Origin of the sequence: Coleofasciculus sp. C1-SOL-03, assembly GCF_040220555.1 — a bacterium.
GTDB lineage: Bacteria > Cyanobacteriota > Cyanobacteriia > Cyanobacteriales > Coleofasciculaceae > Coleofasciculus.
This window is the reverse complement of sequence record NZ_JAVJUO010000015.1, coordinates 1-26,389: the sequence shown is the minus strand read 5'-3', so window position 1 is coordinate 26,389 and position 26,389 is coordinate 1. Positions and strand designations below refer to the sequence as shown.

Below are 26,389 nucleotides of genomic sequence, written 5' to 3'. Positions count from 1 at the left end.
GTACAAAATTAGGTTCGGTCAAGCTAACTTCTAAAAGCCGAAACGCCCGATTTTTCGTTCTCACTCTTCCTTGTCTACTGGTCTACCTGTCTTCCTTGTCTTACCTCAACCCCAATCTTAAAAAACCTACCCTTATGAGCCCTTCAGATCCCCCTCCCGTCCCCCTTAACAAGGGGGAAGCCAAAGGATGCTTCGCTTTTTTTGCATGGGGGATTTAGGGGGATCAAACGTATCCCATAAGAGCGGAAAGTTTCATACACGACAGCATCCTCTGTAGACGCCGCTACCCTAGCAAACCAAGCGGTTACAAATTGGTATAACGAGGTTTCCGACTATGACTATAACAATCCAGGATTTTCTTCGGAAACAGGACATTTTACTCAGGTGGTGTGGAAGAATAGCACCCAATTAGGATGTGGTGCGGCACGGGGCGTTAAAACGATTCAAGGGACTCAGTATAACGCCTTCTATGTGGTTTGCCAATATGCGCCTGCGGGTAATGTAATTGGACAGTTTCCAGAAAATGTTATGGCACCGTAATTAGTCTGATGTTACGGTATGAGGTAAGTTTTAATATCATGTCCGCCCAAACAGTCATTATTCCCTTGTACCTTGAACCTTCCTCCTTCCCTTCTGCCCTGGAGCCTTCTGCCCTCTGCCTTGTCTCAACCGATAGTGTAAGTATTCCACCGGACATAATATAACCCTTCACTTGGGAAAGAAGGCATGGCACGTATGTAGGGGCGGGTTTCACTACTATCTTTTCGGTTGCACCCAGATTAAACTAAACCCGCCCCAGCGCAGATTTATTGTCGTGAACAGTTAGAGTCTTGAGCCAAGTTTCATAGCCGTCGTTAATGACCGTTTCCAAGGTACAAACCACAAAATATGGGTGAGAATCGGAAGCGGGGTAAGCGGAGGAAGCGAGTTATAATCGACATCTTTCTATTATTTTTGTTGTATTTTATACCTATCCAGGCAAATTGGCTGACACTCCATAAATCTTGAATTGTCCGTTAAAACTGTACTTGAAAGTAAGTAGACACAATTAAACCGTCACCCCTTCTAATTCCTCATCCGTCAACTCATACAACGCCTGCAACTTCTGTAACTTCTCCTCACTCGGTTGCCAAAAGCCTCGTCCACTGGCTTCCAACATCCGGGCGACAATATTCCGAAATGCCTCAGGATTTGCCTGTCTTAACCTCTCTGCCATTTCTGCATCTAAGGCATAAGTATCTGCTGCTTGATCATACACCCAATCATCCGTAAAATCTGCCGTCCCACCCCAACCAATTAACGCCGTCATCCGTTGGGAGATTTCATAAGCACCACCTGAACCCTGACTTGCCATGGCTTCTGCCCATTTTGGATTCAGCAACTTGGTGCGATATTCTAACCGCAGTAAGTCATCTAATTGGCGCGGGGTTGTATCTTTAGAAAAGCTTTCCACAAAACTGGCGCTGACTTTTTTTCCCCGTTGTTTCTCAGCCGCTTTTTTCAATCCCCCGGTATTGGCATAGTATTCCTGAATATCGGTTAAACCGTATTCCACCGAGTCAATTTCCTGAACCACCTGGCTGGTTGTTTTTAATAGCTGAGTCAGAACTTCCGGACGCGCTTGTCCTTTATCTTGACGCCCATAACTAAACGAATTGCGGCTTTCCCAGGTTTTGCCTAATTCCTCTCCTGATTCCCAGTTTCCATCCGTTACTTGGTCATTGACTAAGGAACCAAAATCACCAGCCGGGTTAGAAAATAATCGGGCGGAATTATTCTGGATTCCTTGGTCTTGTAAAGCTAAGGCATGTTTACGGATAAAGTTTTGGTCTTCCGGTTCCTCCGCCTCCGCCGCCCGTTTAAATAAATCATCGAGTAATTCAATGATATTCACAAAACTGTCTCGGAAAATACCGGAGAGATTTGCCAATACATCAATCCGGGGATGTCCCAATTCGGCTAAGGGTTTTAACTCATAGCGGACAATGCGCCCCGTTCCTTCTTTGATGGGTTCTGCACCTACTAATTCGAGTAAAATTCCCAAGGATTCTCCTTTGGTTTTAATCGCATCTAATCCCCATAACATTACCGCCACAGTTTCCGGATAGTCTCCCTGTTCTTGGAGGTGTTGAGCGATAATTTTTTGGGCAATTTCTCGTCCTCGCTGATATGCCCCTGGTGAGGGCATCCGATAGGGGTCTAAGGCATGAATATTTCGTCCTGTGGGTAATACGCCTACACCATCTCGTAATAAGTCACCGCCCGGTGCTGGGGGAATGTATTCTCCATTTAATCCCCGTAATAGATTGGTCAGTTCATCGGTGTTTTTCTGTAATAAATGAGCAATCGTTTCTATTTCAGTCGTCAGGGGATCTGAGTTGTTAGTTTTATCGTTAACCAGAGAAGATGGAGTCGTTTGAGGATTGGCGAGTTTATCGGTTACTTCCTTGATTAAATCCGCTGCCCCATTCTCACCAAAATAAGCATTTAAGTAACTCGCCAATGCTTCGGAGTTCGGCGGTTCCCCCAAGGTATGCAATCCGGATGAAAATAGGCGTTGTTCTACGACTTGCAAGTATTCATACAACTTGACCAGATAATGATTAAATGCATCAGCACTGAATAAACGGACATTATCAGGTGTGAACGGAATCCCTAATTTCTTCGCTTCATCAAAGGGACAATCCGTATCTAAGCCACTATCTACAATTTTTTGGCAAATATCAGGTTTCAGGGCATAATTTTTTTTCGGGTCTTCTCGGTACTCAGCAATTAAATCTCGCAGTGCGACTAATTCTTTATACAATCCCGCCCGTCCATAAGGGGGTACATTATGAGAAATCAAGACACCATAGCCGCGCCGTTTGGCTAAAATGGATTCAGAGGGATTATTGGCGGCATAAATATAGAGATTGGGAATATCTCCCAGCAAAATATCTGACCAGGAATACCCCGTATTACCTAAGGGAGAACCCGGTAACCATTCTACCGTGCCATGCATACCAAAGTGAACCACAGCATGAGGGTTAAACTCATGCTGTAGCCATTGATAAAACGCGGCATATTGAGGATGAGGGGTCATATCCCGTTCAAACATTAACCGCATCGGATCACCTGCAATACCTAATGGGGGTTGTACGCCTATCCAAATATTTCCGAGTTGAATACCACCAATTTGGAACTCATCGCCGTAAGTTTTAATCCCAGTTCCGGTGAGGGATTTCCACTGCTTTTCGATGCGAGTTGTCAAGAGATAGCCGAGCCATTTTTCTAAGGTTTTAACGTTAACTGAGTTTGTCGGTGAATCCTCATGACTAATGGCTTCATCGGCTGCTTTGACGCGGCGAATCAGTTCTTCACCATCCTCCGGTAACTCGCCAACGGTATAGCCTTGCTGCTTGAGGGCGTGGAGGACTTTCAGGAGCGATCGCGGTACATTGAGTAAAGCTGCTGTTCCTGTCGCCCCATATCCGGGCGGGAAACCATAGAGAATGATGGCAATTTTCCGGTCTGCGGCGGGTGTCTGTCTCAGTTCAATCCAACGCTTCAGACGCCCAGTTAACCGTTTCACCCGTTCAGGAATCAGATAAATATCCTCTCCTACCAATCCCCCCAGAGGAACCGTGTCAATTGCCCCATCTAATTCCGGTAATGCATAGAGTACCACTGATTGCAAGCCGCCAATTCCTTGTCGCGTCCACGAGTGAATATCCTGAATCAGTAGCGGTGCGGCGACAATATAGGGAACATTTTTGGCTGTGAGGATGCGTTTTGCCACCTCAACTTGACGCCCTGCTTCCATAGAACCGGCGGGTCCTCCGACTAATGGAAAGCCAATCGTAGAGACAATCGCATCAACTTCAACAGCGTCTTTGGATAAGGATGGTGTATCAATTGTACCCTGTTTTCGTCGGGCAGTTTCATCTGCGGAGGTCAGCCAATCGCGCACCGCCACATGCCCTTCCACACCATTAATAAAAATAGGAACAGGAATTAATCCAGCGTTCTCAAACTGGCGAATTAATTGGGGAATATACGGTTGTTTAGAGACAACATGCTTGCGGTAGAGGAGAATCCCGACAATGGGAAAAGATCCCCCCCAGCCCCCAGGAGAAATCGAAGCGAAGCATCCGCTGGTTTCCCCATGCAAAAAACGCGAAGCAACATCTGGTCTCCCCCTTTTTAAGGGGGACGGAAGGGGGATCTGAAGGGGGACGGAAGAGGGATCTATAAAGGGGGTGTTAGAGGGAGATGGGGAGGAAGCATTATTGTGCTTTTGCCGATACCACTCCAGATAGTGCCGTGGTGAGGTAAAATACCCGTCATAATCGGGATGCAACAAACCCATATTTGGGGTTTCGACTGGCGGTGGAATATCTCCGACTTGTAATCCTAAGTATTTTTCAGCGAGTACCCAAAACATTGAAGCGACGTTTTCGGAACCGCCAGCATTCCAATACCCGTAGATAATCAGCCAGTTGCGTAAATCCTGAACTTTTTTCGCCGGAATATATTTCAGCAGCTTGGGACCCGTCTTCAAAAAGCTGATGTAACCCGCGAGTTTATCTTCTTCTCGTCCATTGCTAAATTTATCCAGAATAAACTTAATCGGCTTAGGCATTCCTTTGGGCTTATCGCCAATTTTAAACGCCCCGATTTGAGTCAGACTCATTAATTCTAGGGCGGATTCAAAAACAAGGCGGATGGGGATATGTTGGGTTCTCTCCCGCAGCCATAATACTTGGTCATAATCAAACAGCAGACTGGCGAAGAAGACATCCGCATCCTGGAGGGCGGCGGCGACGACATCCGGTTCTGTGGTCAAGGATTGGTCGCTAAATACCCGGATATCTAAGTCTGGACAGCGTTTAGTCGCCCAATCAGCCGCTTGGCGGTACAAGTCGGCGTTGAATGATTCAAACCCAGCGATTAAGACAATGCGTTTCATAGACCCAAGCCCTAAAACTTTCTTCATACTTCAATTTTAGTGTTGCATGGGGGTAGTTTCATGTTTTTCGACTCATAACAAGATAGGCTTATTATAAATAGGACTATAGTTGGACACGATATGAACAGAGGGTTCAGTCACCCGCAGGGTAAGTGCTAGCCGAACTTGACCACTGGTATTGCGAACCGAACGATGCATGAGTTTATCGGTAAATAACACAAATTCTCCAGGACGCAAAACCACAGGAACGGCTTGCTGTTCTAAGTCTTCTGTCAACTCAAACAAGCGATTGCCACTAAAAGGGTCTTTCATTTTCACAGAGACATCCGGAGTGAGTTGGGAATTAGGGATATACTCAAACCCATTCCTTTCATTAACCTCTGTTAGCGCAATGTAGACATTGATGGTTTTGCCTTCCCCTTGAAGCAGATTGGGATAGGAGTCTTGATGCCAAAAAGGAATCAGTTGTTGAGAGGGATAATTAACCCAAATTTCCGAACGCCACAACACTAATTTTTCACCCAAATACTCTTTCAATTTCTGTCGTAAATTTTTATCCTGGCAGATCGACCAAACCGCATCCGAATCCAGATGCCTTTCCATGTAAAATTTTTTCTTTAGGAATTGGTTTAAAAGCAGAAAAATAGATCCAAATTTGCCTGCCAATAAAAAGTGTATAAGATGATAAAAGTTTTTTTTCGGTGCTTGAGGCAACACAGTTTCAATAACAGTCTTGGTAATAGAACCAACTTCAGTGGGACTCAAGGCAAGAGAATAAGGTCCCCAAACTCCAGCGGCAGTATCATGTTTTGGGGGTGTTGTCGGATTGTATCGCTTATACCCTGTCCACAAGCAACTCTGTTCCCACAACTGGTGAGCCAGTTCAGTGTCTTTTGCCAGATCAGGAAGTTCGATTTCGTTCTGTTTGTAATCAAAAAACTTACCATTCACATCTGCAAAAGCCGAATAATTTGCCAAAGCAAGCAAACCCGAAGCACTTTTCTGCGGTGAAATACCTATGCCTAAATACTTGCTTAAGCGATGCCCTAATGTGATATTAGATTGGACAAATCCGGGATGAATCGCATTAACAGTTACGTTGGTATTCTCTAAGCGTCGTTCCAGTTCTTTAGTCAGTACCAATAAACACATTTTTGACAAGGCATACAGTTCCAGAAAATTTAATGGTGTCTTGTTTACAAAACGCTCCCATTTGATAGAATTGGGGCGTAGTGCTAAGTCAGAAGAAACCATAATAATTCGACTGGGTGCTGAATATTGAAGCGTTTCCATCAGCAAATTCGTCAGTAGAAAATGTCCGAGATAGTTAATTCCAAAAATGAGTTCAAACCCTTCTTGGGTTGTTCCTCTGGCGTTGAATACACCCGCATTATTCACTAATATATGAAGCGGCAGATGCCGTTCCTGAAAAAGTTTCGCAAATGTGCGAACCGAATCGAGGGAGGCTAAATCGAGTGGCAAAAACTCAACGTTTAGATTGCCAGTAGAGGAGCGAATGTAATTTACAGCTTTCTCAGCTTTGCTGGTACAGCGACAAGCGATAAATACATGATGACCGAATTGAGCGAGACCAACAGCACTCATCAAGCCTAAACCAGAGTTGCCACCGGTGACAATGCAGACCTTCTGATTCTTACACGGATTCATAATTTATCATTTTCTATTGATATTAGCGAAATCTTTGTATGGAGGTTGGATAAATTAAATCCTTATCTACAGTTTAGCTCAAAAATCTCCAATATATTGAGACGAAACCCCACCCTAACCCTCCCCTTATAAAGGGGAGGGAACCGGGAGAGAACAGGGAGGGAATCGGTAACTCGAAGGGCTAAAATTGTGACTAAACAAACAAAGCCCGCCGAGGCGGACTCAGAAAAAATTAGGGAATTATTCACCATTTTTTACAGAAGTTTTACATTTGAAAAGTTAAACTCCTGAACGGACTCTTTTCCATCAGTCTCCGTGCGAATAATCCGCTGGGTCAGGATAACATAGTCGCCAACCTTTTCGTAATTATCTTCAAACACACTTTTACCGCCCTTTTGTTCACCCGTTTTGGGGTCGTGGTAGACGGAATCATAACGGTGAGAAAGATAACCTTCCCCCGTGTTGTGAGAACTAAAGGTATTAATCGTAACGACAACACCGTGAATATGACGGTGGACGTGGGTTACTTCATTATCACGGACTTTATAGCGATCGCCTTCTGCTTTACCGCCCATTAAAAGTTCCACAGCACCTGTCTCATCGGTATCCCCGAAGGAGAAGGTGTTCTTTCCGTGGGTGTCTTCAAAGGAACGGCGAACCCGGTGAATCGCGGTTTCCCAGAGTTGAGAGTGAATCGCTTGCTTGGCGTCTTCGTCTTCAACATCGAAGACTTCGGCTTTCATATCCGGGTTCACCCGAACCTTACCAGTAACCACCTGATCATCCTTTTTATAGGTCACATCGGCGGTATAACCGGGGAAGTTGTGATCCCAGGTGTAGCGGTTCTCATACGCCGCCCGAAAGAAATCACGCGCTGATGTTTGAACTCCAACCATCTGCCTCTCCTATCATTTTAGTTGCTGTAAACTAGCATAGTCGGGACTATCCAGCCTGTATAGACCCCAAGTGGGTACTGTCTGCGTCAACTACGCCACTGGGGAACAGGGAAAAATAGTGAGTGGTGCAAGATGTGAGTTAAACGGCAAAGATTTTAACATCAACCCCGTTTATTGACTTACAAGTTCTAATTTATAGGTGAGATAATTTTTAACGTTTTCACCACAGGAATTATAGCTTCAGTTGTCAGGATAAATTGCTTGCTAATAAAAGGAGAAGTCATCGCGGACAGAAGACCCCCGTAATCCAGGTTAAAATTCACTTCATCTCCAACTTGTAAGTTGTGGTTCTTACCGTCGAGAATAATATGATCACTGCTAGCTCCGAGTATTTCTAGCTTTTTCTTCGATTTCAAGCTAGATACCAGAACGTCCTGCCTTCCCAAAGCAATAATCACTCTCTGGCTAATTCCTCGATCTGAGAAACTAGGAACGTTTCCAAAAGCATCTTGACAGATCTCGCCAAATGGTAGGGAGGGCTTTGTCTTGGACTCAATAACTTCGGCAACGAGTTTGAATGCCTCTGTGTGTAAACCTGGAATCGCTTTTCGGTTCACAGTTTCGCACCCTAAAAGGATGGATTCACCCAAGCGAAGATTGTTGATATTGCCGATATATTGAGCCGATTTATACCATTCATAATTAGCCGAATTACCGCCGGATATTATTTCCAAATCAATCTGAAATTCTTTTTTGATGCCATTAACCAGTTCAGACAATTTATGCATATTTTTATTGTCTGGCTTGACTCCACCATAACAAGCCAAATTGCAGCCAATACCAACAATTTTTATATGGGATAGAGAAAGAATTTTTCTGATAAATTGAGAAAGATCACCAGGAAGTACCCCTTCCCGCAGATCTCCCAACTCTACCATCACAATTATTTGATGATTTCTATTATGTAGTTTTGCATAATAGGAAAGTTGCTTAATCGTCTCGATTTCAGTGTTTAGACTAATGTCTACACTTGTAACCACAGCTTCAGCCTGACTGAAAGGAGTGCGTAGAAGCACAAACTGAGTGGATATCCCAGCATTTTTCATTTTTTGAATGTTTTCAATGCGAGAGTCAGCAATAAATCTGACTCCACCTTGAATCATTGCTTCGACAATAGAAGGTTCTCCTAGCACTGCTTTGGAAACTCCCATCAATGAAATCCCTCTGTGCCCATAAAGTTCACATAGCATTCGGGCATTGTCCCGTATTTGAGATAGGGAAATTTCTATCCTTGGCATAAACAATTTCATTGATTATTTTCAGACGATTACGTCTACCTCATTCCCAATACAGGCATTTTTTCTAAAGTCTTCCGCTTGATAATTTGATTCAAGTTTGGAAAATGATCACCTAAAGCTTGAATGATTTTTTGGCATCCATGATTCAAGACATCCATTGTCGGCAATTGAAACTGCCTCTCATAATCCTCTATGATTGTCAAAATCTCTTCATCTGCTAGGTTTTCATGGCTTAATGCAATCGCCATAACTTTAGCTTGAGAAATCGCTTCAATCAGTTTAATTTCGCTTTCAACAGTTGGCATTGACACATGAGGAAAATCGCACCGAAATTTCCTAGCTGGTGGATGTTGAAGGATAATACCATCGGGCATACTTCCTTTCAAGATGCCGAGAGAACCCATAAAAGCGGGATGACTAACGGCACTCTGTCCCTCAACTAAAATGATGTCGGGACGTTCGTTGTCAAAGGCTTGAATAATAGAGTTTTCTATTTCACCAATCACAAATTGGGAAATCAGAGCATCAATCGATATGCCATACATTGCTCCCTGCATCAAAGCAGTTTGACCCGTCGCTACCAATACTGACTTTATGCCGAGAGTGTTGAGGGACTTGTTGAGTTCTATTGCGGTTGTCATTTTGCCGCAAGCACAATCTGTACCTAATATGGCGATTACAGGAACATTAATTTTAGAGAGTTGACCCGTAAAGACGTGCAAATCTTGTAATTGTGGAGGTTTTCTGATATCTTTAATTTGGATATTATGTTGGGCAGCCATCTGGGTAAACTCTTGATCTTCAGAGAAAAACTGATGAAGACCGTTAATGATATCCATTCCTTTTTCCATGGCTTCTAAGATAAGAAGCCGTTCTGCCTGGGATATAAAGGCATCTAAAGGAGCTTTGCCATAAATGTAACAGTTGGGAACCTCTGAAAGGTTAATTAATGCTTCATTTAAATTAGCAAAAATGGGTATACCATTCTTTTCTTGCCCTAATTCTTCCCCGGCGTCTTTACCCGCTCGTGAACTATCAATCACCCCAACAATTGTATACCGTTCAGAGTGTCGAACCAACCCAGCGGCAGTTTTTCCGTCGGCTAAACTAAATTGATTTTCGCAGTAAATTAAAGCCGTTTCTTTTTGGATTGTCATTTCAATTAGTTTCTTTTATTTTTTTTACTCATCAGGATACTTTTTGGTAATTGCCAAGTATCTCGACAATTTATAATTTTATCTACCTACTTGAAATCCGTTCCTGGTAAGCTTCCTGTTAAATCGTCGTCGTTAAATCGTCGTCGTTAAATCGTCCCGGTTAAATCCTATTGGAGAAACTTCTGTTTAAGCTAGCCATTTCAACCACAGCCTCTCGGTGAAACTGAATCACACAAGAGGCTGATTCCCGATAATGGACACGGGTACAGGTCGATACTTTTAGTGTGATCGTGTTAGGGGTCGAATCGAGTAACCGTTGCACCGTACAGGGTTGCCTCTTATTCTTGCAGTAGGCAATGATGCGATCGCCAACTTTAATATCGAGTGCTTGAATGTTCATAATACTCCTCCTTTGGGTCAATGAATTGGCTGTGTCAGTCGTATCCAGCACGAAAAACGGTTTATCGGTACGACTCAACCGAGGGACCATTAATTGTCTTGGAGGTGTCGTGATTGGCTACGGCTTTTATCGCTCAAAGCCCGTCAGATCATCAAGAGTAGATTTCTCACTCCTAGCTACTCTACTGGTGTAGTACCTCTTCAGAGTAGCATATAAAAATGATAAATTATATCAAAATGAAAAATTTATCGTCAAGATAATGTCGCTATACTGTAATTACTGTTCACCCCGATCAAAAAATGAACTCTCCTAAGCGTTCAGGTTAAACCATGCTGACTTATTTAACAATTCGTTCAAAATGATAGATTAGGACCGTGCCAAGTACGATGAACCGTTCTCTCCACAGTTTTTTCCAAGCGATCGCAAATGCTCGTGATGAGCAGGAACTTCGCCTGCAAATCATGGACGAATTAGGGGAGCATTTTCAGGCGCAGTACTGGGGGCTGTGTCTGCTCAACGAAGACTCTCAGGCGGCTGAGGTGCAGATGCAAGGGGGAGACGATACGGAGGGGTTTGTCGCTGATTACAATAAGCTGGCGCGAAAGGTCGATCCGGTGTTACGCTATGTCATCGAACACCACGCTCCCGCCCATGAACAACTGGTTTTCTCTCCAGAGGTTTGGAAACAATCTGAACTGTACCAGAATTGTTATGCTCGCTACGATCACGAACATGTGATGATGGGTCCGATTGTCAGTGGGGGGCGTTTGATGGGTGGGGTATATTTTGCCCGTGCTTCTGATGCGCCTGCATTTGATTATAAAGACTTGGCTGATTTAACCGGATTATGCTTGCATTTATCATCACGTCTGGCTACCTTGCGATCGCAAGCCAAAAAATCCCAGTCTCTCGTCGCCAATCGCCTCACCCCACGGGAACGGGAAATTGCTGATTTAGTTGCCAAGGGGTTGACAAATGCGGAAATTGGTGCTGAACTTTGGATTACCCAAAATTCAGTAAAACAGGCGCTGAAACGGATGTTCCGCAAGTTGAATGTATCGGCGCGTGCGGAGTTAGTAGCGCGATTGCAAGATACTGTTTAGAGACGTTGCATGTAACGTTTCTACAATCGGGTAAGAAAAGGGTTCAATAATGTCATACAACCCTAGATATTGCCAGAAAGAAATCAGTTGACAGGAAAATCCAAATGTAGGGGCGGGTTTAGGAACTCAATGAACGGGTCAATCCATACATTTCAGACAAAACCCGCCCTTCAACGGTATTGAACCTAACCGATAACCTCAATTCAAAATCCACCCCTTACGGTTAAGAAGAGGGCGGGTTTTGTTGTTTTATTTGGGGTATGTCTACCGATTTAAGCTCTCAACCCCCCTACATTATCAGGGTGCGATCGCGGGTGGTGGAGAATGGGCGGGTTTTGTTGTTTTATTTGGGGTATGTCCACTGTTTTAATCCCTAAAGGAAGCCGCTACATATCAGGGTGCGATCGCGGGTGGTGAAGAATGGGCGGGTTTTGTTGTTTTATTTGGGGTATGTCCACTGATTTAATCCCTAAAGAAAGCCCCTACATATCATGGTGCGATCGCGGCGGTTGTCAAGGGCGTTAAACAGATGGTTAATTTAACCGAAAAAATCATTTTATTGTAATTTTTTTACCCTTATTCTTAAAATATTAGCGGAGTATGGGCTATAAAAAATCCGATTGCCAAATGTGAACAGCACGTTGGGCAAAATGCCTCTGGCGTGCAGCAATTGTATCCGGGTTCCACTCTTCAGCCGTAATTCGTTGAGTGAGCTGATAAACACTATTCTGATATTTTTCTTGCTTACTCTGATAGTTTTTCTGCCCAATATCCCGATTAAACGAGGGTTCTAATAGCGTCAGATTTCCCAGACGATAAACCATTTCCTCTAATTGCCGCTCAGTGAAATATTGCCGCCATTCATCGGTTGGTACTTCCGGGAGAATATGTTCGATAGAAAAACTATTTTCCTCCACCTGTATCCCTGACGCATCTGTCTCTAACTGACTGAGGATATAACGAACGAGTTTGCGCTTTTGCCCTTTTGTCGAGATTGAGAGGAGAGAAAAATCTTGTTGAAATTTTTCGTCAGTGACATAAACCGGACGAAGAGTATCAAATACTTGTCGTGGCGTTGTGATGGTTCCCTCTGCAATATTAGTGGCAACAGTATTGTAAACTGATTCTAATTCATTCGGATTTAAACGGCTAACAATACTATAGCGGAATGAGATGACAACGATGAGCTTGAGTAAGCGCGTGAAATTGTCCGGAGAAAACTGCTGATAGGCAGCAAATAGAGTCGGATAAGCCTGTTTAACTCGAAACAAATTCAACTCACGGATGTAAGGTTGGTTCTCCGGAGTATCCCGCCAGAATTCATCATTGGGATTGCTGAGAGCGACATATAAACTGCTAAAGTTCTCAAGCTGATCCAATAAATCAAACGCTTGGGTTGCATCATTAACCGATGCTCGAACCAGCTTGAATAAGCGTTCACGCCGCACTCGAGTATGGTTTAAACTCAAATAGTAACGCAGAAATTCTGGGAATTTCTCCATCTGAACCGTATTGATAATGCGTCGCCATTGGCGCTGTGCTTCTTGTAAGTCGTCGGGTCCTCGAAAGAGCGAAAAGAGGTAATTTTTCAACAAGTCAGTAGAGGTTAGCTCGATTCCTCTGGCATTTAATGTCTCAAAAACGGTATAAGCATTCAGTTCATCTTCAACGCTGATTTGAATGAACAGCAGTCCTTGAGCCACTGTATCGGTAATAAACATTGCTAATTTTTCGCCATCTTGAGTTACCTCTGGCAGTTTTTCTAATTGAGTGAAAAAGTATTCAAAAGCTTGCCATAGAAGTTGATTGGATTTCGAGAGAGAACGAATATTTAGAGGTTTTCTCAGATTAACTAAATTACTTTGATAAAAATCATTATTATTTTCATTCAAAATCAGTTTACTTGAATATCGCAGAGAACGAGGGTCGCGATCACCAAGATAAGTCCGCTTGAGAATTTCTTGTCGTTCTTGGTTGGCTTGAGGCTCAATACCGTTCTCGACAAGCTGTTGGAGCATTTTAATAACAGCAACGGCAATAATACTAAGTGTGGCTAGGCGTTGCTGACCGTCAATAATGGTAAACGATTGATCAGTCGTCCCAGAACGTTGCAGGACAATGGCTCCCATATAATGACTGACACTAACATTATTATGCAGCATTAAAATATCCTGCCAAAGGTCTTCCCAATTCTCCTCTGTCCAGGAATAATCCCGTTGAAACGGCGGGACTCGATAGATTTTTCCGTTGCTAATTAAATCGCCGAAGCTAGTTGTGCGAGTATCTAGAAGGTTAATCCGAACCATAAACAAAGAAAATAGCGATCGCGGGTGGTGGAGAATGGGCGGGTTTTGTTGTTTTATTGGGGATATGTCCACTGATTTAATCCCTAAAGGAAGCCCCTACACTATCATGGTGCGATCGCGGGTGGTAGGAAATGGGCAGGTTTGGTTATCAATGGAGTCAACTCGATTCGGTATCACTGGCTTGGAGGAGATGAGGTATCCTGAACAGTTTGCTAAACTAAGGTTAACAAATAAACAGCAACCGATGGTTACAGGTGTAGGAATTACAGACACGATAAAAAGCTTAAACGATCTGCGGGTGCGCTGTAATTTGCGTCAGGCGGATGATGATCGCTTTTTCAGTGAGTGGTTTAACAATTTACCCGAACTCGATGAACGAGAACAGGCGGGTGTTACTCGGATTAAGCAACGCTATGATTATCATCGTAGCGATGGTTTGTTATTGGAAGGTACGATTAATCTGCTGGTGGTTTCGCCACTATTGGAACTTGCAGGGTTTCTTGATCCCCCTTTCCGCATTCGTTCGCCTTATGGGGTTGGATTAGAACTTGATGATCCTGAAGAAACGATTCGCGGTTTTATTGATACGCTAGTTGTACAAGAACAACTTTGGATTTGGGTGATTGAGTCGAAGCGAACCAGTATTCCGGTTCCGGCGGCTTTACCGCAGTTATTGGCTTATATGTTAGCGAGTCCGCCGAGGGATCACCCAGCGTTTGGTATGGCGACAAATGGGGATGAGTTTGTGTTTTTAAAGCTTAGTCAAGGAGATAGTCCAGAGTATGATGTATCGCGGACTTTTTCGCTGTTTCCCAGGCGACATGAGTTAGGTGAGGTTCTACGGATTTTGAAGCGGTTGGGACAAGCGGTAGTAGTGGCGTAGCAAACCTAAATTGGTGGATTAGAATTGTAGGGGCGCACAGACGTGCGCCCTTTTCCCGCACAGACGTGCGCCCAATTTCACGGTCAAATCTTTTCCACAATTTTAGCTGTGTCAGTCCAGTAGAGTGATAGATTAATGATAATAACCTGGAACAATAAGTGAGGAAACTGATGAGCGAGGAGTTAATTACCAATATTTACAACGCCTTCGATCCATTTCAACCGTTAGAACCTGATGATCCAGTTTATGTGGACTGTCATCAAGTACGGGGAGATGAGAATATCTTTCGCGAGTTAGGTAAAAAAATTATCCGCTCGAAACAACCCACTTGTCAACTATACACGGGACATCGAGGAGTCGGTAAGTCAACAGAACTCAAACGACTCAAAAAACATCTAGAAGAAAAAGGTTTTTTTGTCGTTTACTTTGCGGCGGATCAGGAAGATATTGACTCGGAAGATGCCCAATATATTGATATTCTTCTCGCTTGTACCCGGCATATTTTAGAGGAACTCAAAAATCTGGCAAGTCCCAAACCCTTGCAAGAGTGGTTAAAAGGGCGATGGGAATCTCTGAAGGATTTAGCCTTGACGGAAGTATCTCTGGAGAATGTGAGTTTAGAGACAACAATCTCTCAATTCGCTAAACTAACAGCAACATTAAAAGCCGTTCCCAGTACACGAGAAACCATCCGCAAGCAAGTTGATATCCATTCAATTTCTCTAATTGATGCCCTAAATGAATTTATCACGGAAGCGAAGACCAAGCTAAAAGACTCGAAACTGGCTGTAATTGCCGACAATCTTGACCGAATTGTACCCGTAACTCGCGCTGATGGACGCAGCAATCATGATGAGATATTTTTAGACCGATGCGGACAACTCAGGGCTTTGCAGTGTCATGTTATCTATACTGTACCCATTTCATTAGTGTACTCGAATCGAGCCACACAAGTGCGCGATAACTACGGAGACTGCCAAGTTTTACCGATGATTATGGTGCGAAATACCGATGACTCAGTTTATGAACCTGGATTGAAAACACTCAAAGAATTGATAGGTAAGCGAGTGGGTCAATTTGCCCCTGATGCTTCCCTAGATACCGAAATTTTTGATAAATCTGAAACTATTGATCGATTGTGTTTGGCGAGTGGCGGTCATGTGCGGGAAGTGATGCAGTTGATGCAAACAGCACTCGACTGGACAGATGATTTACCCATTACTAACAATGCCGTGCAACGAGCGATTACTAAAGCCCGTAATAACTATCGTAATGCAGTAGATGCAGAGGACTGGCAGAAATTAGCCGAAGTTTCGGTTTCAAAAAGTATTCCTAACGATCTTGATTATCGCAATTTATTATTTAACCGTTGTTTGTTAGAGTATCGCCATGTGGATGAAAGGGGAGAAATCAAGCGCTGGCATGATGCCCACCCATTGATTAAAGAAATTGATGAATTTCGAGAAGCGCTTGATACAATGAAGAAAGGAGGATCAGCATAATTCCGATGAAACCAATCCCAGCCAATTTTATTGATGATTTTCCTATCGATTTAGGGGAAGAGTATCAACCGCTACGGCGTGCCTTAAAGCGGCGCAGAGGATTTGGCTTGTTGTTTGTCCGTTGTTCTCCCGCTCAAGGGGAACGGTTGATTGCCAGAGTCCGAAAGGATATTCCCCAGAAAACAGTTGATGTTTTATATTTAGACGAACCTATTGATAATCTCTACGAAATTATTGACAAGCTACCGAACAAAGAAAAGCTGGATATTTTGTTTATCAAGGGACTTGAAAAATCCTTGGTGGATTATATAAAACCTGGGATTGGTGGAGAAGGTGACTATTATAAGGAAGACACTGTACCTCGCATTTTAGGTCATTTGAACCTTCAGCGAGAACGATTCCGCGATGATTTCCCGATTTGCTTTGTCTTTCTGCTGCCGTTATACGCTCTTAAATATTTTATCCGTCGCGCTCCAGATTTTTTTGATTGGCGTTCTGGAGTGTGGGATTTCCCGACAAGTTCAGACTTGGTTGAGCAAGAAGCAAGCCGCATTCTTTCTCATATAAACTCTGAATATTTTTTCCTGATGGCTGCCCCAGAACGAAAAGAAAAAATATTTGAAATTCAAGAAATACTTAAAGGAAGTCATAATAAATTTAACACAAAAGTGGCTTTGGTGACTGCACTTAATCTTTATTTGGGTATTAATGAATCGGCAAAAACGTTAAGTTTATACAAAACAATACTACAAGAAACCCTTGGCAGTATTTCCCAAAAACTTGCTTTAAAATCTAGTGTAATAGTATTACATGGGTTGATATTTTTGATGGTTAAGGATTTTCAGGAGGCATTAGCTAGCTTCGACCAATCATTAGAACTCGAACCTAAAAATTCCCACATCTGGTCGATGCGGGGGATAACGTTATTTTATTTGGCAAGGTACGAAGCTGCTCTAGCCAGCTATGACAAAGCCCTTAGACTTCAACCTGATGAGCATTATGTCTGGCTCTGCCGGGGAGTTGCACTATCTAATTTGGAAAGATATGAGGAAGCGCTCGCTAGCTACGACAAAGCCGTAGAAATCCAACCTTACAATTATTATGCCTGGAATAAGCGAGGTGATGCGCTATTTTTCTTGGAAAGACATGAAGAAGCGCTCGCTAGCTATGAAAAAGCAATAGAAATTCAACCTGACAATCATCATGTCTGGTATCAGCGAGGTATTGCGCTATTTCATTTGGAAAGACATGAAGAAGCGCTCGCTAGCTATGAAAAAGCAATAGAAATTCAACCTGACAATCATCATGTCTGGTATCAGCGAGGTATTGCGCTATTTCATTTGGAAAGATATGAGGAAGCGCTCGCCAGCTTCGACAAAGCCCTAGAAATTCAACCTGACAATTATTATGCCTGGTTTTTCCGGGGTATGGTGCTAGGTTTCTTGAAAAGATATGAGAAAGCGCTCACTAGCTTCGACAAAGCTCTAGATATCAAACCTGATGACCACGATGTCTGGTATTATCGAGGTATTGCGCTATCTAATTTAGGAAAATCTGAGGAGGCGCTCGCTAGCTTCGACAAAGCTCTAGAAATTCAACCTGATAATCATCAGACCTGGTGCGTCCGGGGTATTGCGCTATCTAATTTGAAAAGATATGAGGAAGCGATCACCAGCTACGAAAAAGCTCTAGAAATCCAACCTGATAAGCACGATGCCTGGTATCGTCGAGGTAATGCGCTATATAACTTGAAAAGATATGAGGAAGCGCTCGCCAGCTTCGACAAAACTCTAGACATCAAACCTGATCATGACGATGCTTGGGATCGTCGAGGTAATGCGCTATTTGATTGGGAAAGATATGAGGAAGCGATCGCTAGCTACAACAAAGCCCTAGAAATTCAACCTGATAATCATCAGACCTGGTGCGTCCGGGGTATTGCGCTATCTTTCTTGAAAAGATATGAGGAAGCGCTCACCAGTTATGAAAAAGCCCTACAATTGAAACCCGACTACCACTATGCCTGGTACTTTAAAGCTTGCTGTTATGCTTTACAAGGTAATGTTGACTTGGCAATCGAGAACTTGCAGCAAGCTATCAATCTAAATCCTGACGAATGCCGAGAAAAGGCTAAAGCCAACTCAAATTTTGACAGCATTCGGGAAGATCAGCGGTTTCAAGGGTTGATAGAAGGCTAGAGGAATTAAACTCGCGTATCTGTTAGACGGTGACTAATGACTTATCTTCTTCCCACAATAGCAATGAATCGAGTTTTCCTGATTCTGAAAATGTTCGCGCCGCTAGCAAACAACGCAGCAAATCAACAGACATCTTGGCGGAATAAAGCCCTTCTTGTCCGCCAATAACGAGTTTTTCGGTTGCTTCAGGTTTGGATAAATCAACTAAATTATAAAAATCCAGATTATCGAAGGTGACTGAAACAACATATTTTCCAGCAGAACCACCGCCAATCGTCATGTAAGTCTCATCATCGGCGGCTAAGGTAACTAAGGTTTGATTTTTTCCATTTAACTGGCGGATAGCTGCTTCTATCTGACTCCAATTCGGCTTTTCGATGAAGTCACCTTGATTTTCGTTGCCAACCCATTTTTCGATTGATAGGTTTGATACAAACATCATTGCCTCCTTCTATTTGGTGGTTTGACTATTATTTTCTTGTTTCCACTTGGAGTTATGATTTCCAATTCTTCTATGCCTAACTGCCAAGCCATAGAATTCACACCTCCTCTTAAACCGCAAGCCGCACAAAGATCTCGAACAACAATTAAACGAGCTTTACCCCCTCTAATGCCTGCATCTGCGGCTTGTTGGAAGGCATCAGCCTCAGCGTGGGTTTTAGTGATTGGATTAACCCTAAAAGTTATCGGTCGAGGATTGGGATTATCACCAGAATTGATACCGAAGAAATTTTCACCCCTGATTTCTAATTTGGCTATAGTTGAGTAATCTTCTGCGCTGCCCGCAGGAGGTAAACCCAGGCGCTGTCTGTATTCGGCTAATTCGTCAAAAACACTGTTCGTCGTTTTCCTGCCTTTAGATAAGTTTGCCTATTTTCCCTAATTTGGATTTACTTGTTATTTTAAGTGGTTTTGAGTTAAGTACAGGGCGACCCGATCAAATTGAGTGGACACTGTTGTTGATTGGTGCAAGCGGGTCGCCCCTACAATGTACTATATTCTGGAGCGATCGCGCTCTATCTTTACTCAGGTTTACGACCGATAATGGTACGATGTCGCGGGTCACTCGCCACGGTGACACGATGTTCAAATCCCACCGTCTGCATCAATCCTTCTACATCCAAGGTGTAATAATCATCTGACCATGGTTCAGTGCTTTTCATCAGGGTAAACAGTACAGGTGGCAAATTTTGGATGACGGGAGATTTGGGGTTATTATCCACCATTGCAACATAACCTCCCGGACGCAAAAGTCTGAGTATTTCCTGGAAAATTGCCTGAGTTGCTTGGCGTGGGAGTTCATGAATCACGAATTGCAGTGTCACTAAGTCAAAGGAAGCATCAGATAATCCCGTTTTCTCAGCTTTGGCGTGAATCCACTCAATTTCACCCTTGATATCCCGGAGTTGAGCCACCGCTAGCATATAGGGAGATAAATCTAATCCCACGGTTCGCACGGGGATATCTTGACAGCTTTGGTAATAGTTATGTAGCGCCTGGGTTGAGATACCTACAGAACAACCCATGTCGAGAATATCCTGGATAGGCTTGGTACAATATTCAGCTAAAACATTGTGAAAACTCCCCCGCAACCGTGCTTGAGCCTCTTGCCAAGTCAACGGCTCATCACGCCATACCCTTAACCCCATTGAGTATGTAGCGGATTCGGCTTCAAATGCAGCCGACCAACATAAGTTACCTTGATCGTAGGCGTGGAAGGGAACCTGGTAGTAGTCGGGATAGGTGATGCTGGGATTAGTAATCTGTTCCAGACGTGCTTGTACTCCTGACGCTTCCAATTCTTGGTATGTCTTACGCCAAGGAATGCCATTTTTCTCCGCCGTCTTGATCAAGACTTGCCGAGCTTGGTGTTTCATGACATTATAAATGGGCTTGGTCTGAATCAGACTGTTGACCAACTGGGAAAGAAGGTCATTACCCGCCCAATCCGGTTTGATTTTGTCACTGATCAAAGTACATCCCTCACAATCGCAATCTTTTTATTTTAATGCTTTAAAACCAAGCGATAGCGCGGTTTACCATGGCGCAGTTTTTCCATCGCTTCATTCACTTGTTCAAAGCTGAAGGTTTCGGTAATCGGTTCAACACCCTGTCGTGCGGCGAAATCCAGCATCCGCGTAATGGTGACTGGACTCCCCAGGGGACTGGCTGAAATTGACTTTTGACCAAGAATCAGAGGGAAAATTGGAGTAGATAGGGGATTAGGAATGACTCCAACGAAGTGTAACCGACCTTTGGGACGTAATGCAGCAATGTAGGCGTTCCAATCGAGGTCAGCATTCGCCGTGCAAAGAATAAAATCAAAGGAATTCTGCACGGATTCTAAGGCGTTGACATCACCCGAATTGATAAAATGAGTGGCGCCCAATTCCCGTGCTTCTGCTTCTTTATCAGGACTACTGGAAAACGCCGTGATCTCACACCCCCAAGCCTGGAGGAAACGCAGGGCGATATGACCTAATCCGCCAATACCAATCACGCCAACGCGATCGCTCGATTTAATGTCAAACTGAACAATCGGGTTAAATACAGTAATTCCGCCGCAGAACAGGGGACCAGCGGTAGCGGGATTGATCCCATCGGGTAGGGGAACCACCCAACTGTGATCCGCACGAACCTTATCCGCGAATCCACCATGACGACTGACAATAGTTCCTTCTGCATTCGCGCAAAGGTTCTGATTCCCTGACATACACCATTCGCACGTCATGCAGGAACTCGAAAACCACCCTAATCCAACTCGTTGTCCTAGGTTGAGGGTGGTGACTTTATCGCCCAATGCAGCAATTGTACCTACAACTTCATGACCTGGAACAAAGGGATATTCAGTCATTTCCCACTCATTGTCCAGCATACTCAGGTCACTGTGACAAATCCCACAATACTCGACATTAATCTCGACTTCTTCATCACCGAGAGTACCGGGATCATACTCGAAGGGTTGGAGTTGTCCTCCGGGTTCATGAGCGGCGTAAGCTTTGATCATGGTGAAATCTGTAATAGTTGCTGTTGATCATGTTAAAGGATTCAACCCCCTTCTATCAGAAAAATGGTATACCCTTAGTTACGGTTGATGGCAACAAACCCAACTATACTAAGTTATATTAAAGATTCCTCAAACTCTGACAAATGACCAATGACAAATGACGAATGACCAATGGAACAGGACGTTTTCCGCGAACTTGCGAACACGCTGCGATCGGCAATTGGTCTACTGGATGGGGAACAGAACACCCAACTCCGCCAAGACGCGATCGCACTCTGCGATTATTTGGAGAATCCGATTTTCCGCATTGCTGTTTTTGGGCCGTTTAATTATGGGAAATCGACTCTACTCAATGCTTTACTAGGGAAACGTACCCTACCGATCGATTTAATCCCCACCACAGGCGCGGCGATTCATATCTGTTACGGGAATGAATTACGCACGCGCATTACACTCAGCAATGGTCAACAAATTAGTGAAAATGGTACAGATGTCCTGAAACAGTTTGCCATATTAGATGACCAACGGCGGATGCGGGAGGATGTGACCAATGTTGAGGTTTTTTGTCCCCATCCATTCCTGAAAACAGGAGTAGAATTACTGGATTTACCGGGAACGGATGATCGGGAAGCCCAGGAAACCTTAGTTCGCGACCAACTGCTCACGGCGGATTTAATTGTTCAGGTGCTGGATGGTCGTAAATTGATGACGTTAGGGGAGCGAGAACACCTGAGAGATTGGTTATTGGATCGGGGAATTACTACAGTGGTTTTTGTGGTGAATTTCCTGAATTTATTGGAACCCGAGGAGCAGAAGCAAGTCTATAATCGTTTGCTGTTTGTAGCAGAAAGTTTCCGATCGCAACTTCCTAATAATATCAGTAATATCTATCGCGTCGATGCTCTCCCCGCCTTACGCTATCGACTCAAAGGCGATACCGCCGCCGCCCAAACTACGGGGTTAGATATGCTGGAATCGGCGCTGCAAAGCATTGTCGCCACGCGCCATGAGAGCCTCGCCTTTCGCTTTCCCCGTGTGGAAGCGATCGCGTCTCAAATCCAACAGGCTGCAACAGTGAAAATGCAAGCCGTTTCTGCTGAAATTGCGGTGGCTCAGCAAAAGCATCAAACCAAATTAGAGATTAAACAAAAAGCCCAAAATCTGATCCAAAAAGGATTCGCCGCCAGTGTGTCGGATTTCCAAGGATGGCTGTATTTACCGAAACTTTTAGAACGCTATCAATCGGAACTGGTTTCGGCGCTACAACAGGGTACATTTAATCGGTGGGAACAAGGCGGTTTTAAAGAGGCAATTCAGAACCATCAACAGGGAATTGTTAAATGGGTACATCAAGCCAGTGAATTTTTTGATCGCCAACCCCCCACGGATCTGACGATTCCCTTTCCCAAACCCCCAGAAGTTAAGCTTCCGGAACCCCCACCCCAAGCGAAAGGAACTAAAGGCGTTACTCCAGTTGCGATCACGACGGGATTGGGTTGGGTATTTGGGGGACCCGTTGGTGCGGCGGTGGCGGGTGGGGCGACGTATTTGTTGAATAAAAATTCCGGCGATTCTGCACAACCAAAATCCTCGATGTCTTATGTAGACCAAGTTACTCAAGCTTACACCGATGCGGCGACAGACTACCTCACTCGCTTTAGCCGCGAGGCGGTTTCCGCCCTGGAAGCCTATGAGAAATTGGCGGAAACGGTGATTAATATTAATCTGACGAATGAACCGTTAAAACTGACAATTCAGCACCATCAGTTACAGTTATTACGAAATGTTTTAGATAATTTGGAGCAAGAATTGGAGCGGGTGAAAGGGAACAGGCAATAGGCAATAGGCAATGGGCAATAGGCAATGGGCAATAGGCAATGGGCAATAGGCAATGGGCAATAGGCAATAGGCAATAGGCAATGGGCAATAGTAGAGACGTAGCATGCTACGTCTCTACATCTCCCCCATCTCCTCCAGCTTCCCCATCTCCCTGCACCTCCACCCAAACAAGGACAACCCAAAAACTGACACATTTACCTACACCTAAAGTCACCCTAAACCCACAATGAAAACAGCTTGACCGTCCAAAAGAGTTCCATTATCGGGCAAATTGGGGCAATCTTTGGAATTCTTTACATTTAAAGGTGCTGTGGTACTATCTGGATGGTTTAAGGCGGCTCAACATAAGTAAAGTGACTTAGTTCCCGTGGTGGAGGAGCATATAAGAGTGCAAGATAGCATGTATCAAAGACATCTGGATACTCATGTCCAACGTAGCCTGCCGCAGCCAATCCGAATTGGCGTGATTGGCGTTGGTAACATGGGACAGCATCATGCCCGCGTTTTGAGTCTTTTGAAAGACGTGGAAATGGTAGGCGTGGCAGACATTAATGTAGAACGGGGTTTGGACACGGCGAGTAAATACCGTGTCCGCTTCTTTGAGGATTATCGCGATTTACTCCCTTATGTGGATGCGGTTTGTATTGCCGTACCCACCCGACTACATTATGAAGTAGGAATGACCTGTTTGCGATCAGGGGTTCATGCCTTAATCGAAAAACCCATTGCCGCCAGTATCGCTGAGGCAGAATCCCTTGTCAACGCTGCTGCTGAGTATCAATGTATTCTGCAAGTGGGTCACATTGAACGGTTTAATCCCGCCTTTCAAGAACTCAGCAAAGTCCTGAAGACGGAGAAATTGCTGGCACTAGAGGCGCATCGCATGAGTCCCTATTCCCACAGAGCCAATGATGTTTCTGTGGTTCTGGATTTAATGATCCACGATATTGATCTGCTGATGGAATTAGCCGATGCGCCTGTCATCCAATTGACGGCGAGTGGTAGCCATGCCTCGGAGTCGGGGTATTTAGATTATGTCACCGCTAATTTAGTCTTTGCTAATGGCATTGTGGCAACGCTGACCTCAAGTAAAGTGACCCATCGTAAAATCCGTCGCATTGCCGCCCATTGTAAAAATTCCCTCACAGAAGCCGATTTTCTCAATAACGAAATTCTGATTCATCGGCAAACAACGGCGAATTGCCAGACGGACTATGGTCAGGTTCTCTATCGCCAGGATGGGTTAATTGAAAAGGTTTACACCAGTAATATCGAACCGCTTTACGCCGAGTTAGAACATTTTGTCAACTGTGTGCGGGGTGGCAATCAACCCTCGGTTGGTGGCGAACAGGCGCTGAAAGCCTTGCGTTTAGCGAGTTTAGTCGAGCAGATGGCTTTGGATGGTCAAGTTTGGCATCAGGTAGACCGAGACTCTCATGACCTCAAGTCTCCGATGATTGCTGTGTCTTAATCGGAATGGTAGTGAATTAAGGCTGGTGGGTTTCGACTTCGCTCAACCCACGATGGCGGACTGACACAGCTAAAATTGTGGAATAGATTTGACGTTTAAACTGGGCGCAAGCCTTGCGCCCCTGCAATTCTAATCTACCATTTTAGGTGTGCCACGCCACTACGGTATACCAAGGGTTGCGGCGATTTCCCATGGTTATTTTAGTGCCATTTGTCTGAATCAGGCATTGTTATTTGTCTGTGGTTGGGACTAATGACAAATGATGCTGAAGCGATCGCGCAATCACTTCACTGACTTGCTGATTACCCTGGGGACTTAGGTGGATGTGATCCCGATACCAGGTTTCTGGGGTTGGCGCGTTGTTGAACAGGGGTAAGCCGTCGATATAGGGAATTTGCTCGGTCTGGGCTAACGCTTTCAGGCGATTTCGGGCTTTGAGTTCATAGTCACGGGGTCCGGGTTCGCCAATTTCCCGTAATAGGGGGGTCATGACCAGCAGAAACTCCGCCCCTGCCTGCTGAGAGAGCTTGTATACTTGCTCAATGGCATTTAAGTTAAATCCGACGCGATCGCCTTTTTCCGCCCGGACAGCCGCCATTTCGGGGGGAGAGTCGTAAGGCAAAAAACGGTTGATTGCCTCAATCAGGGCTAACAGGGGTCGATGGCTGGGGTAATTGCGATCGCGTCCCACGGGGATGGTGGTGGGGGCGGTGGCGAAGAGGTCATCGGTATTAATCACTAAGACGACAGCTTGGGCGTTGAACGTGCCAAACTTTTGTAGATATGCCAATTCATTCCGAGGTCCCCAGGAATTGGCGGAGGCGTTGAGAACTTCGATTTGTTTAAATGCGGGTTGAGAGGTTAACGGCGTCAATTGAGTGGTTAGCAGGGCGGACAGGGTTTCGTCTTGGTCAGTCCACCAGCCCCCATTCACGATAGAATCACCGAGTAGTAAAATCCGCAGGGTAGAGGGCGATCGTTCTGGTGTAATCCCATCACTCCGCATGGAATAGGCGTTAATGGCAATCCGATTACCCATGCGAGTCGTCTTTTGGTTGGGGGCTAATAAATAGCCAATTTGCTCATCGGCAATATAAATCGGCGGTTTCCCCAAGCCAAAGAGTAAACGCAAGCCGATTTCTACTATCACCACCAATCCCAGCAACACTCCGAGAATGATTAACAACGCTTTCACCCAATCCTCTCCTTCATTTGATCGACAATGACCACTATTCACCCTAATGTAACTTGCGGGTGATTTGATATCCTCCCTGGCGTGTCGCTTGCTTCCCACGGTTATAAGGGTTTGGGAACCAAACCCCTACGGTTATGGTGTCCACGGACTGATCCACGGAATTTTGTGATCAAAACCGTCAAGGCAGGATATATTCAAGTTGGGAAATTCCTTCAATCAGTATAGGAGTGTGTAACAGGCTATGTCAGACCTAAATCGTGGCATCATGAAGTTTAAGGGAGCCGATAGTCTTCTGGCGATCGTGATTTCGACGGTGTTAGTTCTGGGGGGTATTGCGTTCCTACTGTGGTGGGCATTACAGACGGCTTACAATGTGGGTTAACTTGTCCGCCGTAAGTCCCCCGTCATAATTTTAAATTTGACGGTGGGATATAAGGCGGTTTTAGTGTTATAAGAGATGCAAACGGTTATACAGGAATGTTCTTCCGGGCTTGTGAGAGTGAAAGGTAGGCTTATAC

Annotated in this window: 19 protein-coding genes and 1 pseudogene; 8 read left to right on the top strand and 12 right to left on the bottom strand. The window is 44.5% G+C overall.

The genetic code is table 11. The features are described from left to right. Positions 1 to 279 precede the first annotated feature (279 nt). A pseudogene (locus RIE73_RS02050) lies at positions 280 to 540 on the top strand (CAP domain-containing protein); the annotation flags it as partial. A 508-nt stretch (positions 541 to 1,048) separates the two neighbouring features. Here RIE73_RS02050 and bchH read toward each other — a convergent pair. The 6 genes from bchH to RIE73_RS02020 form a co-directional block, all read right to left on the bottom strand. Further along, the gene (gene bchH / locus RIE73_RS02045; RefSeq protein ID WP_446399595.1) at positions 1,049 to 4,948 is read right to left on the bottom strand and encodes a magnesium chelatase subunit H; all 3,900 of its coding nucleotides are present in this window, start codon (positions 4,946 to 4,948) and stop codon (positions 1,049 to 1,051) included. Between the two features lie 72 nt (positions 4,949 to 5,020). Next, complete coding sequence (locus RIE73_RS02040; protein ID WP_446399594.1) at positions 5,021 to 6,616, bottom strand: SDR family NAD(P)-dependent oxidoreductase; 1,596 nt, start codon at positions 6,614 to 6,616, stop codon at positions 5,021 to 5,023. A gap of 254 nt (positions 6,617 to 6,870) precedes the next feature. After that, entirely contained in the window at positions 6,871 to 7,512 is a 642-nt protein-coding gene (locus RIE73_RS02035) for a DUF3386 domain-containing protein (protein WP_446399593.1), read from the bottom strand. Positions 7,513 to 7,700: 188 nt separating this feature from the next. Continuing rightward, positions 7,701 to 8,822 (bottom strand): alanine/ornithine racemase family PLP-dependent enzyme, encoded by a 1,122-nt coding sequence (locus RIE73_RS02030; RefSeq protein WP_446399592.1) that lies wholly within the window; start codon positions 8,820 to 8,822, stop codon positions 7,701 to 7,703. Between the two features lie 23 nt (positions 8,823 to 8,845). After that, positions 8,846 to 9,967, bottom strand: coding sequence for a DUF1611 domain-containing protein (locus RIE73_RS02025; RefSeq protein ID WP_446399591.1), 1,122 nt, complete (start codon positions 9,965 to 9,967; stop codon positions 8,846 to 8,848). Between the two features lie 160 nt (positions 9,968 to 10,127). Beyond that, the gene (locus RIE73_RS02020; protein ID WP_446399590.1) at positions 10,128 to 10,367 is read right to left on the bottom strand and encodes a hypothetical protein; all 240 of its coding nucleotides are present in this window, start codon (positions 10,365 to 10,367) and stop codon (positions 10,128 to 10,130) included. A gap of 386 nt (positions 10,368 to 10,753) precedes the next feature. On the opposite strand from RIE73_RS02020, the gene RIE73_RS02015 reads away from it, so the two are divergent. Beyond that, positions 10,754 to 11,470, top strand: a complete 717-nt coding sequence (locus RIE73_RS02015) for a helix-turn-helix transcriptional regulator (RefSeq protein WP_446399589.1) — start codon at positions 10,754 to 10,756, stop codon at positions 11,468 to 11,470. A 605-nt stretch (positions 11,471 to 12,075) separates the two neighbouring features. Here the strand turns inward: RIE73_RS02015 and RIE73_RS02010 are convergent. Further along, a complete protein-coding gene (locus RIE73_RS02010) occupies positions 12,076 to 13,776 on the bottom strand; it encodes a DUF262 domain-containing protein (RefSeq protein ID WP_446399599.1) in 1,701 nt (566 codons plus the stop codon). Positions 13,777 to 14,020: 244 nt separating this feature from the next. Between RIE73_RS02010 and RIE73_RS02005 the strand changes: the two genes are divergently transcribed. The 3 genes from RIE73_RS02005 (at position 14,021) to RIE73_RS01995 (ending at position 18,359) form a co-directional block, all read left to right on the top strand. Further along, positions 14,021 to 14,659 carry a type I restriction endonuclease subunit R gene (locus RIE73_RS02005; protein WP_446399598.1) on the top strand — a complete coding sequence of 213 codons (639 nt, stop codon included), beginning with the start codon at positions 14,021 to 14,023 and terminating at the stop codon, positions 14,657 to 14,659. 170 nt (positions 14,660 to 14,829) lie between these two features. Next, entirely contained in the window at positions 14,830 to 16,161 is a 1,332-nt protein-coding gene (locus RIE73_RS02000) for an ATP-binding protein (protein WP_446399588.1), read from the top strand. A 5-nt stretch (positions 16,162 to 16,166) separates the two neighbouring features. Continuing rightward, a complete protein-coding gene (locus tag RIE73_RS01995) occupies positions 16,167 to 18,359 on the top strand; it encodes a tetratricopeptide repeat protein (RefSeq protein WP_446399587.1) in 2,193 nt (730 codons plus the stop codon). A 22-nt stretch (positions 18,360 to 18,381) separates the two neighbouring features. Here RIE73_RS01995 and RIE73_RS01990 read toward each other — a convergent pair whose 3' ends face one another. The 4 genes from RIE73_RS01990 to ahr form a co-directional block, all read right to left on the bottom strand. Further along, entirely contained in the window at positions 18,382 to 18,801 is a 420-nt protein-coding gene (locus RIE73_RS01990) for an Imm1 family immunity protein (RefSeq protein WP_446399586.1), read from the bottom strand. Beyond that, the gene (locus RIE73_RS01985; protein WP_446399597.1) at positions 18,798 to 19,160 is read right to left on the bottom strand and encodes a deaminase; all 363 of its coding nucleotides are present in this window, start codon (positions 19,158 to 19,160) and stop codon (positions 18,798 to 18,800) included. Before RIE73_RS01985 ends, RIE73_RS01990 begins: the two co-directional genes overlap by 4 nt. 221 nt (positions 19,161 to 19,381) lie before the next feature. Next, positions 19,382 to 20,329 (bottom strand): class I SAM-dependent methyltransferase, encoded by a 948-nt coding sequence (locus RIE73_RS01980; RefSeq protein WP_446399596.1) that lies wholly within the window; start codon positions 20,327 to 20,329, stop codon positions 19,382 to 19,384. 35 nt (positions 20,330 to 20,364) lie between these two features. Further along, complete coding sequence (ahr, locus tag RIE73_RS01975) at positions 20,365 to 21,366, bottom strand: NADPH-dependent aldehyde reductase Ahr (protein ID WP_446399585.1); 1,002 nt, start codon at positions 21,364 to 21,366, stop codon at positions 20,365 to 20,367. A 171-nt stretch (positions 21,367 to 21,537) separates the two neighbouring features. Here ahr and RIE73_RS01970 point away from each other — a divergent pair, with 171 nt between their 5' ends. Together RIE73_RS01970 and RIE73_RS01965 are read left to right on the top strand one after the other, a co-directional pair. Beyond that, positions 21,538 to 23,205, top strand: a complete 1,668-nt coding sequence (locus tag RIE73_RS01970) for a dynamin family protein (RefSeq protein WP_446399584.1) — start codon at positions 21,538 to 21,540, stop codon at positions 23,203 to 23,205. A 400-nt stretch (positions 23,206 to 23,605) separates the two neighbouring features. Continuing rightward, on the top strand, positions 23,606 to 24,676 hold the full coding sequence (locus RIE73_RS01965; RefSeq protein ID WP_446399583.1) for a Gfo/Idh/MocA family oxidoreductase: 1,071 nt from the start codon (positions 23,606 to 23,608) through the stop codon (positions 24,674 to 24,676). Positions 24,677 to 24,905: 229 nt separating this feature from the next. Here the strand turns inward: RIE73_RS01965 and RIE73_RS01960 are convergent, their stop codons facing one another. Next, on the bottom strand, positions 24,906 to 25,871 hold the full coding sequence (locus tag RIE73_RS01960; RefSeq protein WP_446399582.1) for an SGNH/GDSL hydrolase family protein: 966 nt from the start codon (positions 25,869 to 25,871) through the stop codon (positions 24,906 to 24,908). 241 nt (positions 25,872 to 26,112) lie between these two features. Here RIE73_RS01960 and RIE73_RS01955 point away from each other — a divergent pair, with 241 nt between their 5' ends. After that, a complete protein-coding gene (locus tag RIE73_RS01955) occupies positions 26,113 to 26,253 on the top strand; it encodes an RNA polymerase subunit sigma (RefSeq protein WP_446399581.1) in 141 nt (46 codons plus the stop codon). The last annotated feature ends 136 nt before the right edge of the window (positions 26,254 to 26,389 follow it).